Raw genomic sequence first — 13,299 nt, 5'->3', positions numbered from 1 at the left:
CCAAAATGCTATCGATCACGGTTCTTATTCACACAAAATAACATTTGATGTGATGAATAAGCATCATTTGTCTTTTTGAACACAATATCTAAATCCAACTTATAATCACTTTTATGAAAAAAACTACAGTCTACATCTTTGCCGCTCTGGGATTTTGATACAGAGAATCAGTTTATAAACTGGCATCAGACATAGTAAACAAGGCATTGTAAATCATTTTATTTGTTGAATTTCTGTTTTACATTTGATCAGTAATTGTTTGAAAAACAGATATATACTTTACACGGAAATACTATCAACAATAAACTAATGTCATGAAATATTTAAAAAAAATAATACCATTTGCGGTAAGCATTTACTTTGTTATTCTCTTCTGCTATGCAGCTATCAGTAAGGTATTTGATTTTGAAAATTTTCAGCATCAGATTTCAGCATCACCTTTGTTAAATGGCTTCTCGCAATTCCTGCCTTACACGATAATCATTGTTGAATTTTTTATTGCAGGATTATTATGTTACCGCAAAACCAGAACTACAGGACTGATAGGAAGCTTGGTTTTGATGCTCATCTTCACCGGATATATTGCTTTACTATTAATTACTAGCGATAATTTACCTTGTTCCTGTGGCGGAATTTTGGAGAAGATGAGCTGGCATCAGCATCTCTATTTCAATATGGGCTGTGTCATTCTTTCCATAATGGCTTTAGGTTTAAATCTAAGATACAGCAGGCCTGCTGAATGAGTATGTTACCGTAATATTTACGGACAATTATGACTGAATTTGCTATTAATGTTCAACCTTAAAATTAGGCAGCCGAAAGCTGTTTAACAACCCGAAACTCTAAAATGATTTATTAACAACAATTTGTCAGGAAATACGAAAATGCAGTGTGTGGTACGGCAAGTTTTTAAAACTATGGGTACAATGAGTAATTTTTACCGGTTCATTCGTAATTCCCAGACAGGTTTCTAAAGTTTTTATGGTAATCTTTTTTGATATACAAAAAGACCGTAATTATGAAAATTAATCAAATTTTAAAAGTCAATGCAGTAGCCATTGCTGCTGTGATATTCTCAGGGGCTGTGATGTCCTTCAAAGTAATGGAGAAAAAAGCGGTCGACCAAACATTTTACTACATTAGTGAAGATATGAACGAAGGCGCTTTCCATAACACCGCCAACTGGACCAATTCGGCAAGTGGAAGCGTAGGATGCGTGACATCAGGTGACAGACCTTGTAAGGTAATTGTACCTGAAGGAAGTTCACTGAGTTCGGTATTGGGATCCAAGACCAATTCGCAGGTTTTAGGAATTGCCGTTCAAAGAAAACTGGCGCCTTAAATCTTTTGATTTTATAAGTGAGGGCTGTCCGTTTGGACAGCCCTTATTTTATCTTGGATTTTGTGGCATTCCGGTCTGTTTTATAATATCCTCGGGTATAGCTATGGCATACCGCAGGTCATTGGGAGCTAGAGTGTAAGTCTGTCCTGCAATCGTTCTGCTAAGACTGATATTGGCACCGTCGCGATTATAGCGTTTCAGGTCTGCCCATCGTAGCCCTCGTAAAAGCAATTCCTTTCTTCTTTCTTTTCGTATCAGCTCAAGAGCTGTTGATTTATCATACACTGTAAAATTAGTAAATGTTCCGCTTTCCCACCTTTTCACCAATAGTCCGTTGAGTCTTTCCATCGCTTTGTCAAGCTCATTCAGCTGTGCGGCACTTTCCGCAGCAATCAGATATAATTCATCCTTCGCCAATACCGATGAACGCTGGGAAGTTCCGGAATAATTGCCTTTAAAAAGAATGAAGCCATCTGAATTAGTTCTGAAGAAAATAGTCTTTCTTAAATCATTATTATCATAGGAATCATAAAAGGCTTGTTCGATTTTGGCATTATTTCCGGACAATATGGGCGAGTAGGCAATTGTTGTGGGAAGAAGAACTTCCACGTTCATTTCTTTGATCGGATAAGAGTCGCTGCTATTCAGAGAATTAAAATCCAACAGCTCACCGTCAATTGCCAACGCCTGATCGGTATATTGTAATGCATTGGCGTAGTCGCCCATATACAGATAGGTCCTGGCAAGCAGGCCTAAAGCCGTAGCCTTTGAAGCCCTGGTAACCGATACCTGCTTATCGGGAAGAAGGGAGACCGCCATATGAAGGTCTGTCAATATCTGGTCATAGGTCTGCAATAATGAAGACCGTACCGAAGGCTGGTTGACATCGGGGTCCAGCCGAAGAGGCAGTCCAAGGTTGTTGCTGGCACTACTCTTACTGTATGCCAAACACCAGATCTGTGAAGCTTCCAGATAGATGGACGCACGAATCGCCAAGGCTTGTCCTTCTACATTTCCTGAATTACCTATGTGATACTGTTGAAGATTATTCAGAACTGTATTGCAGATGTTGATTCTGTAAAAGCAGCTTTCCCAATCGTTACCGCTTGACCTTGATACCAAATTAGGCTGCCAGGTGTATAACCGTTTATCAGGCTCGTAGCTGATGCCACTATAATCACTGTCTGTAATATATAGGTCATCAGACGAGATTTCTGCACTGATACTGTTACCGCCCAGCAGATTTGAGATACGGTCTAAAAGTGCCTGATTGTCCTCCAGGGTTTCAGGCGTAACCAGTCTACTGTCCGATTTCTCTTCCAGAAAATCTGAGCATCCGATGGCGGATGATAAGCATAAGATCGAAAGAACGATTATAATTGTCTTGTTTTTCATAATATTTAATTTGTTTTTGCTAATGCTTGCTTAATGCTGTTTTAAAATTGGACCCGCAATCCCAGTGAATATGTTGTGACAGGCTTCAATGAATAGGTTCCCCAGTTATAGTCGGGGTCAATTCCTGCCTTATTCGCCTTCCAGAGAATCCCAAGATTGCTCACCGAACAATAAAGGTTCAGGCTTTTTAAAGGAAATCCCCTCAGCTCGGATGCATTGAACTGATATCCGAAATTGACATATTGCAAGCGTATGTGGTCTCCTTTCTCTACCAAAACGGATGAGCCGCTGTAAAAGGTATCTCTGGCAGAATTAGCGGTATAGGTATTGGAAGGGATATCAGTGAAAAGTTCATCACCGGGTTTTTGCCATCTTTGGGAATAATCACTATGCCCGTCCCGGCTGCTCATCAGACTGGTATAGTTGATGGAACTCCGTCTGAACCAATACCCGAGCTTATAGGTGATCCCAACATCTAGGCTGAATTGTTTATAACCGAATGAATTAATGAATGAACCGAAGCTTGTCGGAATGGCGGAACCAAAATACTGAAGATCCTCGATGCCTTTGTCCGAAGCGATGATCTCGGCATAGTCTTTACTGACCTCACCGTTCAGATAACCTCTGGGGTCTCCTGTCTGCGGGTCGAGTCCTGCCCATTTGTAAGCAAAGACCGAATAGACCGGCAGACCAAAGACTCCTGAAACCGGAGCTGTAGAACCCGCTTGGGTCACAAAGTCACCGGCAAAAGTTGTCGGAAGGTAATAGTCGGTCACTTTATTCTTGTAAGTGCTGAAATTGATGGTGTTGTTCCATTTAAATTGCCTGTCCACAATTTTTGTATGGAGCACCACATCCATTCCGTTTCCTTTCATTCCCGCCACATTCCAAAGCATAGTCGTGATGCCGGTGGTATAATCGATAGGTGCCTGTCCGAACAGATTACTTCCTTTTTTGGTATAAAACTCTACCGAGCCGGAGATCTGGTCATTCTTTGTGGAAAAATCCAGACCTAGATTGATCATCCTCATCATTTCCCATCGTAGCTTAGGATTGAAGTACTGGTCGATTCTTGCTGTCGGTTCTCCTGTATATACGGAAACTTCGGGATCGTAGGCGATCGTGGTCACTGCTACCATAGCAGAATCGATATTGCCGTTGAATCCGTAAGAACCTCTTAGTTTGATGTTGGGAAGCCAGTTCACCCTGTAAAATTTTTCGTTTGATACATTCCAGGCTAAGCCTGCTGACCAGAACGGATTCCATTGTTCATTGGTCTTGAGACCAAACAGGTTGCTAGCATCCCTGCGGATACTCCCGGAGACCACATAGCGTTTATCAAAAGTATAGGCAGCGTTGGCATAAAGGGACAGAAAATTGAGCGTGGTTCTCCTCAAAGACCTGTTATTTTCAATGAAGTTATTTTCTCCCGTGATAAAATGCGGATATTGGTGGGTAAGGTCGACCACCCCGAAAGACATATCATTTGGGTTGTAGCCATAATAACGGTTCGTTTCATAATTGGTAATGGTCTCCCGTACCTCGCCGCCGGCTATCGCTGAGATATTATGCCTGCCGAATGTCCTGTCATAATTGAGCTGTCCACGGAGATTATTGATCGCCGCCTGGGTGTTACCCTTGTTCAGGATACCGCCTTTGGGAATAATGAACTTGATGCTCCCGTCAGGATCTTTCTGCGCAAAGCTGTTGATCAGGTATCTTGCTTCGTAGCTGTCTTTATCCCAAAGGTTTGAGCTTTGCCCGTTCACGCGCTGGTATTGATATTTGACATCCGCATCAAGCCCCTTGATGATCTTGTAGTTGATCCCGGCGTTGATGATGATCTCATTGGTGTCATTTCGTGTGACATTATGCTGCCAGTCGGTGAGCGGATAGTAATTCCAGTCCAGTAGACCTCTCCCTTGAAGGCTATTCTTATAGTTCTGGTCAAAGATGGAATTGACCACCAAAGGATTCCCCTGGGCATCTGCGAATTCCATATAAGGAATCTTCCAGTTTCCTTTCATCGTAATGGTATTATAGGCACTTCGCCCGCTTGTAAATCGGGTGTCGGTATAATATACGCCCGTGGTCAGCGTCAGTTTGTCTGTGGGTTTCCATACATTCTGAAATTTTGTGTTAAGCCTTTGATACTTCTCACCCAGATTTCCGGAATTGTCATCATAGCCTATAAAAGATGTCCAGGATAATCTTTGGGCACTTCCTGAAAGATTCAGGGCATATTGCCTGTTTTCCATCGGCTGATACATATATTTACGGTATTGGTCACGCACATCGATATTACGCAGCCTGTCTATCTGTTTCATTGCCTCATCGTGGAGGAGCAATCCCTGCTGTTCCTTATTGAGGATATCCACAACAGGGGTAAGCACCGGGTGACCGGGTGAACTGATATAGTTGTTATAATAACCATTTTTGAAAAGCTGCATTTCGACATCAATAAAATCTGAGCTTGACATCTGCCTGCTATAGCTAAGATCCGGTTTGGAACTTAGGGTGGTATTGGTTGTAAATTCAACAGAGAGGGGCTGATTGAATTTTGATCCCTTCGTGGTGATCACGATAACACCGTTGGCGGCCCTTGCTCCCCAGATGCTTGATGCAGCAGCATCTTTCAGTACAGTAATGCTTTCGACCATATTCGGGTTGATGCGGCCAAGGTCTCCCTCGTAGGGAAAATTGTCGAGAATGATTAAAGGATTTTTTGGTCCCTGAAAGGTGCTAAGCCCACGAACCATCAACTGACCACTTTCAGATAAGCCTGTGCTAACACTCAGACCACTCAGTATGGCTGGCAAACGGTCTATGATATTGGTGGTGATCTGCTGTTGTAGGAGTTTGTTATCCGCTGAGGAGAAGGAGCCTGTACTTCTCTCTTTAGGGATCTTCTGATAGCCGGTTGAAATGACCACCTGCTGTATGTCGGTCACTTTGGTTGAAAGCTCGATGGTCAGCGATTTCTGCAAAGGGAGGGCGAGTTTCAGTTCCCGGCTCTGGAAACCTTTTCCGGAAAATGTTATGGTCACCGTATGTGAAGCCCCATTTTCCACCATCAGCTTGAATTGTCCTTCTTTATCTGTGACCGTTGTTGTTTTTGCATCAGCAATACTTACCTTGATACCTGGAATCGGTTTTAAGGTTGTAGTGTCGGTCACGACGCCCTGAATCTGCTGCTGCGCCATCGCACAAATACTGAAGCACAACAGGGGAAAGATTAAAGTTTTCTTCATAACATTTTATATTTAAGGTTGTTTGTCTTTGATGATAAACATCAGGAGGGAACGTTCCGATTCTTCCAGTGTCAGACCATATCCGGCCAGTTCTTTTTGAAAGCCTGGGAAGTCACTTTTCTTGGAAAACCGCAGGTCCACTTTTCCCTTGTAGCCGGTCTCATCGATTACGGGAAGCAGAGTTAAATCGCTATTGGCATTAAGTGCGGAGATCAGATATTCCAAAGGGGAATTGTTCAGCTCTGAAGGCTGTCCGAAAAAGTTATCCCGGAAAACTCCGCCTTTACTGCCCATCTTGTCGGTGTCGGAAATACGTTTGAGTACAAGGCATCTGGTCATTCTCGTTTCAAGGGATGCGCTGTAAGCGGTATTATCATTGATGAAACTGAGCATTCTGTCATACAGGGAATCGGCCTGTGTCTTAGGGACTATAAAATCGATACTATATAATTTGGAATCGCTTTCTGCTCCGGGAACTGTGGTCTTGAAATCGATCTCTTCAGGTTTTCGAATCCTGTTGACGATCCTTTTGGTACTGAAATGTTCTCCCCGAAGTTCAAACAGTTCATCGCCTAATGCACTGTAAATTTCCATCAGAGAAAGATTGGTAAACTGCCTGCCGAAGGTTTTACCTTTGTTCCTGTGAAAGTAGGTACCATAATCCAGAGACCGAATTCTGCCTTTTGATAAAAAAGAATAGGCTGATAATTCCGTGTTCTTTTCTGCATCATAGCTTTCAGAAAGCATCAGTGGACGGGTCTTATCGATCTGGACGACCGTCTGAAGAGATGATTGTTGATTTCCTAAAATTTCGCTGATCGTCTTTTCCGTCACCTGCTCGGCATCGGTGGTGTTGAGTACCTTGCCATCTTTGATCCATACAATATAAGGCACACCTTTGTGTGGGAAAAGCTGGTGGAGGAATTGATCACCTGTTACAGAAGGCATCCCGGCGTACCGCTTTCCATTGGTGGAGGAAAAGAACTTTTCCAGCACAGCACGGTTCTGGTCGGTAACGGCCACAATGGAGATCCGGTCGGCGAACTGCTGTTGCAGGGCTTCCATTTTCGGGAAATTGGCCAGGCAGCTGCTGCACCAGGTCGCCCAGAAGTCGATGAGGATGAGTTTATTTCTTTCTTTTGAAAAGCTGAGGGAGTTCTGTGGTATGTTAACAGCCTCGAATGGTTTTGTATAGAAACTTTCCGGAACGACGCTGCCTTTTTTCAGGGGTTTATTCTGTGCAAAGGTATATCCATATACCACTATAACAAGGCATAAGATTCCCCTGCAAAAGATATTTTTCATACTTTTGAATAGGTTTTTAATAATTATTAATAACTGATATGCTCTTTCCTGTGGTCTGCAAACTGAGGGAAAGGGCTTTCTTATTTTAGTGGGGTAATTCTAGGTACTGTTTTCCATTCTCTGAATTTTACTTTTAATGATTATTGATTCTTTTGGATTCTTCTTTCGAGGATAAGGTGTGCTGCATCCAGCATTTTAATAAGATGGATGTAGGGTGCAAAAATTTTGCTCTCGGCTGCATGAGCATAAATGCCCATTGAAAAATAGACCGCAACTGCAATGTAGTAGTCGAAATCCTTGATGTTGTATTCTGCAAAAGCATTTTGAAATACCAGGGTTGGAGTAAGATATTCCTCATCTGAAAGAGAGGCTTGTATCAATGGAGAATGATTTTCAGGACTACCATTCATTTCCCAAGTCGTTTTCTTCAACCTGATTGCATAGCACGCCCGCACGAAGGATCGCAAGGCCTGATGAAAATGGAAAATCGCCGAAGAATCCTTATTGATCGCAGCTTTCTTTTTCCCGGCATAGATCATAATGTTGTTGAGCATCTGTTTGGCGGTAACCAAGTCATTGAACTGGAAAAAGGTCTCAATAAGCCTTAATTTGGAATGTTTCCTGTTGCCGGACCAAAATCGGGCGTCAAAGTCTATCCTTTTATTTTTCAATCGTTTTGTTTTGTTTAATGACCGCATAGGAGGAAGCCTTGGAGTCTTTCTTACAAAGCTCCCCGCCCCATACAAGCCAAAAATTAATATGAATGAAATTGTGTCCCATGAAAGCTATAAAGCCGCAATGGTTGCGCTGCCATTGTATCTGTCCTAATACTGTATTTTGTAAAAGCAGCTTAGAGAATTGTAGAGATAGCGGACTGCATAGGAAATAAAACGGCGTGGAACTCTACAATATCCGTACTAGAGGTACTGGTATACCTTACACACAGATAAGAGAGAAACACACGCCTAGGTCGTGGGCTTCCTGCTTATCGTCTTGTGTGTTTAAAAATTACCAGTTTTCTAGTACAAGATTCTAAGCAATAGCTTCTAATATTCGTTGAAGTATCGCAAAATTACATCTTAGGTGTAATTTTCACAAATATATCGATTATTATTATTCGATACAAATTTGTATCGAATAATTTATTGATTTTTTCCAAATTTTACTAAATGCAAAGTTATGATGACAAGGAAATAGATATTCTCGCATTGCAAATCGGGTGCTTGATTAAATTTAAAAGATTAGAGAAAAATCTTTCGCAGGAGGATATTGGTTTGTTCATTGGTTCTAATGCGACTATGATTGGACGAGTAGAACGAGCAGAAACTTCACCCAGTTGGCAAAACTTACTGAAAATTTTTCAAGCTGTTGGATTAGATGATGAATCGATGTTTCAATTAAAATCTTTAGAAGAAAACCTGTCAATTGTGGAAAAATGTCTTAGCCTAGAAAAGAAACTTACTAAGGAAAAGCAAGACTATTATGAAGCTGTTAAGAAGCTTTTGAAAAATAAATATAAGAATCTAAACAAGAGAAAATCCTGACGAGAGTTGGGATTTGTTTATTTATGGAAAACACTGAATTTGTAATCACTATAAATCAGTGAAAATACTGAATGATGATTTCATTATTGTTTCTATTTTTGTTATTTACGGAAATCCGTAATTATATAAGATGGAAGCTACTTATCTTTACTTTTATCTACCAACCAATTATTTATTATGAATGATGATTTAAGTAAAAGAAGACCACAAGATGCAAGTAAAGTAAATGTAAACGAAACTTGGGAATTAGAATACTGGTCAAAAAAGTTTGGTGTTACCAAAGAAAAGTTAAAAGAAGCAGTTAAGGCTGTTGGAACTTCTTCTGTTACAGTACAGAAATATCTTGGAAAATAACGAGCTTTCAATTTAATTAATGAATCCTGACGAAAGTTAGGATTCATTATTGCAAAGTATACAAACCTTTTAAAAACTAAAAAAATTAATAAAAATACTGAGTGGAAACTTTGTAACGTTTTTTATTTTTGTTTTTTACGGAAAACCGTAATTATCCAATATTAAAAATATTTATTATTAATAACCAAAATTATTCACTCTCTTTTTAGATATAAAATATTTATTCAGAATTACATTTGTTTGATAAGGAATGAGAAATGTTGTAGACCAATTAAGAAAATGAAACCAAAAGGAATAATGTAAAAATATGCTAACATAGTAGTTTTGTAAAACTGTTTGAAAAGGACAAAATATGCCTAATAAAATAATATACTGTTTTGAAAAACATTATAAAATTATATTTTTATTGAAGGAAAGAAACTTTTATATATACTGAACTTGTTTAAAGTAAATTTTTGCGAGGCTAAAAAAGGATAATCTGAGGAGGTTTTTTAATTCTGAAGGGCTTTTTCCTAAAAAGTCGAGATAAAACGATCACAAATTGAATAAAATAATTAATTTCTCATCATTGAATTTTTGCTTTAAACAAGTTCATTGCATTAATAGACATTTTAAATACAACACGCCAATACAATGAAATATATAATAGACTCATTTTCTAAGTTTAAAAAAGATGTTCTTTCAAGAGTTTTCTACGATGTACTAAAATATCTCTTTGTTACATTCATTCTGGTGATAATTCTAAAATATATACCACATATAAAAGAAAAACTTGAATTAGAAATTTCAATCACTTTTTGGTCAGTTATAATTCTGTCATTGGTAATAGCACTAGCTTGTTTTACATTTTCATTTATACTTTTTAATAATAGGTTCAAATCAATACAAGCAAAAAACCAAATCGATGAATTAACTGGTCTAAAAAATTATAAAGCATTAGAAAAAGACTTAGAAAATTTAGAAAAAGGTAGAGAAAGTAAAGAAGAACCAATTTCTATTATTCTGTTTGATATAGATGATTTTAAAAAATTTAATGATAAGAACAGCTATGAGGTAGCTGACAAAATTCTAACAAAACTTGGAGATCTTTTAGCAAAGGATAGTCGAATAACAGATGAAACGTATAGATACTTTATGCGGGGCGATGAATTTTTAATTATTGCAAGACAAACATCATTATATAATGCTCAAGTTGCAGCAGATAGAAAGAGAAAACTTATTGCTAATTCTTCATTTGATATAGATGAAAATCATTTTAAGCTTACTGTTTCTTGTGGCGTAACTGAATTTAATAAGGGGGAATTGAAAGTTGATGTATTAAATAGAGTTAATAAAGCTTTGCAAAATGCTAAGAAAAAACAAAATAAAAATTGCACAGAAATAATAGTTTAAGATATGGCAAAATATTCCGAAGATACATTAACTAGTTGGACTAAACCACCAAGTGAAACAGAACAGACAAAGCTTGAGAACTCAGAAAGAATGGTTCGAGAAGCTATTAATGATGACCCAAAACTTAAAACAAAATCTACTGAAACTTTCGGCCAGGGTTCTTATGCGAATGATACTAATGTAAAGCTTAATAGTGACATTGATATTAATGTTAGATATACTGGTGGGTTTTACTTCGAATTACCAGAAAACACAACAGAAACAGACATTGGTTTAGATAAACTTGGTTCTGCTGCATATACTTTCAAAGAGTTTAAGGATGATGTTGAAAATGCCTTAGTAAGAAAATTTGGAAGAAGCGAAGTGGTCAGAAATGACAAATGCATAACAATTAAAGAAAATACTTACAGAATACAGACTGATGTTGTTCCAACATGGAATTATAGACGCTATAATAAAAATGGAACCTTTGTTCTCGGAGCTAAATTTTTTCCTGACAATTCAGCTTGGGGAATTGTTAATTTTCCAAAGCAACATATTCAAAATGCGATAAATAAAAATTCAAATACTTCTAGAAGATTTAAACTATTGACTAGACTCCATCGAAAAGTTCGATACAAAATGATTGATGATGGAATAAAAGTAAGTGACAACATCACCTCCTTTTTGCTTGAATGCTTAGTATGGAACACACCAAACCGAATTATGAATGAATATGACAGTTGGACAGAAAGATTAAAGCAATCAATAATTTATATTTACCAACAAACTACGGAAGATAGCACTTGCAAAGAATGGGGTGAAGTTTCTGAATTACTTTATCTATTTTACAGTGGTAGAAAGTGGTCAAGGTCAGACGTAAATGAATATATGGTTCAGCTTTGGAATTATTTAGAATTTTAGATTATGGTTAAACACAATATAAGAATTTTTGCATTTGCGATTTTATGGCTTGCATTTATTGTGTATGCTATAATTTTTGTATCAACACAAAATTTAGATAGTATTGATTTTCAAAAGGCTATAACACATATATCTACGACAATTTCTATAAATATAGTTATATGGATGATATTTATAACCTGGGCTTGGAAATGGAAAATATTTTATCCTTGGCTTGTCCCTTTTCCTAATTTATCCGGAAATTGGGTAGGAACAGTTAAATCAAACTGGAAAGAAAAGCAACTTGAACCAATCCCAATTGAAATTTCAATAATTCAAAATTTCTTTAATATTCAAGTAAAAATTAAAACTAATGAAAGCCGTAGCTACAGTATAGGAGCATCATTTGATATTGATACTGAGCGCGGATTTCAACAACTATTTTATTCCTATTTAAACACTCCTAAATCTGGAGTAAGAGAAAGAAGCGAAATGTATTATGGCTCTACAATTTTGAACTTTGACGGTTTTAAAGTTGAAAAAATGGACGGTGAATATTGGACCGATAGAGAAACAACCGGTGAAATAACTTTAGAAAAAAAGAACAACTTATAAAATTGAAACTGTCTTATGAATATAAATGAATTATTAAATTCACTTAGTAAAGTTAATAATAAAGTTAATTCTTCGTTATTTAGTTCCTCATTATCTTTACAACTTCAGGAATTATCTCAAAAAACTACTTTAAGTTTAAGTGCGCAAACTATGGCAGCATTTATGCCAATGTCTGAAGTATTAAAGAGTTATCAATTTAACGGACTTTTAGAGAGTCAAAAAAAAATGATGAATAGTCTTTCAGCGTTCAGTTCAATATCTTCAATATTACAACAAATTGCAGCTCCAAAAATTCCAGATTCGACAGTTATCGCATTGCAAGGAATTACTAGTTTACAAAGCATTCAATATTTTGAAACTTTAAAATCAATACAAAATGCAACATCAGTTTCTAAGCTTATCAATTCAACTTTGGAAATACAAAAAATTGGAAATATAAATATAGCTTTTAATTCTCTTACTGCACGACTAACACAAATAGCCTCAAATAATAATGAATGGGAAATATTAGAAGATTACCAAAGTTTTGTAAGTGATGCGCTCGAATTTTCAGATAATATAATTGAAAATAATGAAAGGCAATTAGAAATATCATTTAACTTATTGTTCGAGAAATTCACATTTTACTACGAAAAACATAAGCAATCTGGTGCAATTATCCTTAAATTTTTTGAAATATTAATGATGTTTACAGCGATGCATCAATATTACGATTTTATACAAACTAAGCCTGAACTGGCTACAAAAAAAGATGTTATCGAATTAAAACAAGTGCAACAAAAAACTTTAGGATATGTAAAAAAAATAGAAAGTCATAGAGAGAAAAATATTGAAGAACAAAGGTTAATTCATAAATCTAAAGTACTTTTGAAGCCCAACAAAAGATCGAGCATAATTAATGAACTTCCTAAAAATTATTTCGTTGAGGTTTGGAAAAAGCAACCAACTTGGGTTTTAATAAAATATATAGATCCAAAAGATGGAGTTCCGCAAATGGGATGGATTTTAAGAGATAATATAGAGTTTTAAAAATGACTACAAAAATATGGCATTGAGTTAATAATTGAGTTAATAATAGAACGATTTTCAATAATATCTGCTTCAATTTGCTATTAAATTTTATAAATTCATTTCAGAGAGAAATGTCAAATATTTTGTCGAAATTAAACTACATTTTCGCTAATACTTTTCTTGTTATCTACAATTTTAATAAAATCAA

12 protein-coding genes are annotated in these 13,299 nt (G+C 37.1%); 8 read left to right on the top strand and 4 right to left on the bottom strand.

The window, feature by feature from the left end; genetic code table 11:
- Window positions 1–314: 314 nt before the first annotated feature.
- Both DBR39_RS04235 and DBR39_RS04230 read left to right on the top strand, forming a co-directional pair.
- Window positions 315–743 (top strand): MauE/DoxX family redox-associated membrane protein, encoded by a 429-nt coding sequence (locus tag DBR39_RS04235; protein WP_124530989.1) that lies wholly within the window; start codon window positions 315–317, stop codon window positions 741–743.
- Window positions 744–1,018: 275 nt separating this feature from the next.
- Window positions 1,019–1,342 carry a hypothetical protein gene (locus DBR39_RS04230; protein WP_124530988.1) on the top strand — a complete coding sequence of 108 codons (324 nt, stop codon included), beginning with the start codon at window positions 1,019–1,021 and terminating at the stop codon, window positions 1,340–1,342.
- 48 nt (window positions 1,343–1,390) lie between these two features.
- On the opposite strand, the gene DBR39_RS04225 is transcribed toward DBR39_RS04230, so the two are convergent.
- The 4 genes from DBR39_RS04225 to DBR39_RS04210 form a co-directional block, all read right to left on the bottom strand.
- Window positions 1,391–2,737: a RagB/SusD family nutrient uptake outer membrane protein gene (locus tag DBR39_RS04225; RefSeq protein WP_124530987.1), complete on the bottom strand. Its 1,347-nt coding sequence runs from the start codon at window positions 2,735–2,737 to the stop codon at window positions 1,391–1,393.
- Window positions 2,738–2,778: 41 nt separating this feature from the next.
- On the bottom strand, window positions 2,779–5,988 hold the full coding sequence (locus DBR39_RS04220; protein WP_124530986.1) for a SusC/RagA family TonB-linked outer membrane protein: 3,210 nt from the start codon (window positions 5,986–5,988) through the stop codon (window positions 2,779–2,781).
- A gap of 12 nt (window positions 5,989–6,000) precedes the next feature.
- On the bottom strand, window positions 6,001–7,293 hold the full coding sequence (locus DBR39_RS04215) for a TlpA family protein disulfide reductase (protein WP_124530985.1): 1,293 nt from the start codon (window positions 7,291–7,293) through the stop codon (window positions 6,001–6,003).
- Window positions 7,294–7,433: 140 nt separating this feature from the next.
- Window positions 7,434–7,964: a hypothetical protein gene (locus tag DBR39_RS04210; protein ID WP_124530984.1), complete on the bottom strand. Its 531-nt coding sequence runs from the start codon at window positions 7,962–7,964 to the stop codon at window positions 7,434–7,436.
- 498 nt (window positions 7,965–8,462) lie between these two features.
- On the opposite strand from DBR39_RS04210, the gene DBR39_RS04205 reads away from it, so the two are divergent.
- The 6 genes from DBR39_RS04205 (at window position 8,463) to DBR39_RS04180 (ending at window position 13,109) form a co-directional block, all read left to right on the top strand.
- Window positions 8,463–8,837: a helix-turn-helix transcriptional regulator gene (locus DBR39_RS04205; protein ID WP_124530983.1), complete on the top strand. Its 375-nt coding sequence runs from the start codon at window positions 8,463–8,465 to the stop codon at window positions 8,835–8,837.
- A 177-nt stretch (window positions 8,838–9,014) separates the two neighbouring features.
- A complete protein-coding gene (locus DBR39_RS04200) occupies window positions 9,015–9,191 on the top strand; it encodes a DUF3606 domain-containing protein (RefSeq protein ID WP_124530982.1) in 177 nt (58 codons plus the stop codon).
- A 633-nt stretch (window positions 9,192–9,824) separates the two neighbouring features.
- Window positions 9,825–10,583 carry a GGDEF domain-containing protein gene (locus DBR39_RS04195; protein WP_124530981.1) on the top strand — a complete coding sequence of 253 codons (759 nt, stop codon included), beginning with the start codon at window positions 9,825–9,827 and terminating at the stop codon, window positions 10,581–10,583.
- A gap of 3 nt (window positions 10,584–10,586) precedes the next feature.
- Entirely contained in the window at window positions 10,587–11,486 is a 900-nt protein-coding gene (locus DBR39_RS04190) for a nucleotidyltransferase (RefSeq protein WP_124530980.1), read from the top strand.
- A 3-nt stretch (window positions 11,487–11,489) separates the two neighbouring features.
- Entirely contained in the window at window positions 11,490–12,080 is a 591-nt protein-coding gene (locus DBR39_RS04185; protein WP_124530979.1) for a hypothetical protein, read from the top strand.
- Between the two features lie 15 nt (window positions 12,081–12,095).
- Entirely contained in the window at window positions 12,096–13,109 is a 1,014-nt protein-coding gene (locus tag DBR39_RS04180) for a hypothetical protein (protein ID WP_124530978.1), read from the top strand.
- The last annotated feature ends 190 nt before the right edge of the window (window positions 13,110–13,299 follow it).

Source organism: Chryseobacterium sp. KBW03 (assembly GCF_003852415.1).
Lineage (GTDB): Bacteria > Bacteroidota > Bacteroidia > Flavobacteriales > Weeksellaceae > Chryseobacterium > Chryseobacterium viscerum.
The sequence above is the reverse complement of the archived record's forward strand: the minus strand, read 5'-3'. Positions and strand labels throughout refer to the sequence as shown.

Excerpts from the sequence above, each read along its gene's own strand:
- DBR39_RS04205 (WP_124530983.1), top strand. The coding sequence starts at position 8,463 with ATGCAAAGTTATGATGACAAGGAAATAGATATTCTCGCATTGCAAATC.
- DBR39_RS04195 (WP_124530981.1), top strand. The coding sequence starts at position 9,825 with ATGAAATATATAATAGACTCATTTTCTAAGTTTAAAAAAGATGTTCTT.
- DBR39_RS04235 (WP_124530989.1), top strand. The coding sequence starts at position 315 with ATGAAATATTTAAAAAAAATAATACCATTTGCGGTAAGCATTTACTTT.
- DBR39_RS04220 (WP_124530986.1), bottom strand. The coding sequence starts at position 5,988 with ATGAAGAAAACTTTAATCTTTCCCCTGTTGTGCTTCAGTATTTGTGCG.
- DBR39_RS04180 (WP_124530978.1), top strand. The coding sequence starts at position 12,096 with ATGAATATAAATGAATTATTAAATTCACTTAGTAAAGTTAATAATAAA.
- DBR39_RS04200 (WP_124530982.1), top strand. The coding sequence starts at position 9,015 with ATGAATGATGATTTAAGTAAAAGAAGACCACAAGATGCAAGTAAAGTA.
- DBR39_RS04190 (WP_124530980.1), top strand. The coding sequence starts at position 10,587 with ATGGCAAAATATTCCGAAGATACATTAACTAGTTGGACTAAACCACCA.
- DBR39_RS04225 (WP_124530987.1), bottom strand. The coding sequence starts at position 2,737 with ATGAAAAACAAGACAATTATAATCGTTCTTTCGATCTTATGCTTATCA.
- DBR39_RS04185 (WP_124530979.1), top strand. The coding sequence starts at position 11,490 with ATGGTTAAACACAATATAAGAATTTTTGCATTTGCGATTTTATGGCTT.
- DBR39_RS04230 (WP_124530988.1), top strand. The coding sequence starts at position 1,019 with ATGAAAATTAATCAAATTTTAAAAGTCAATGCAGTAGCCATTGCTGCT.
- DBR39_RS04215 (WP_124530985.1), bottom strand. The coding sequence starts at position 7,293 with ATGAAAAATATCTTTTGCAGGGGAATCTTATGCCTTGTTATAGTGGTA.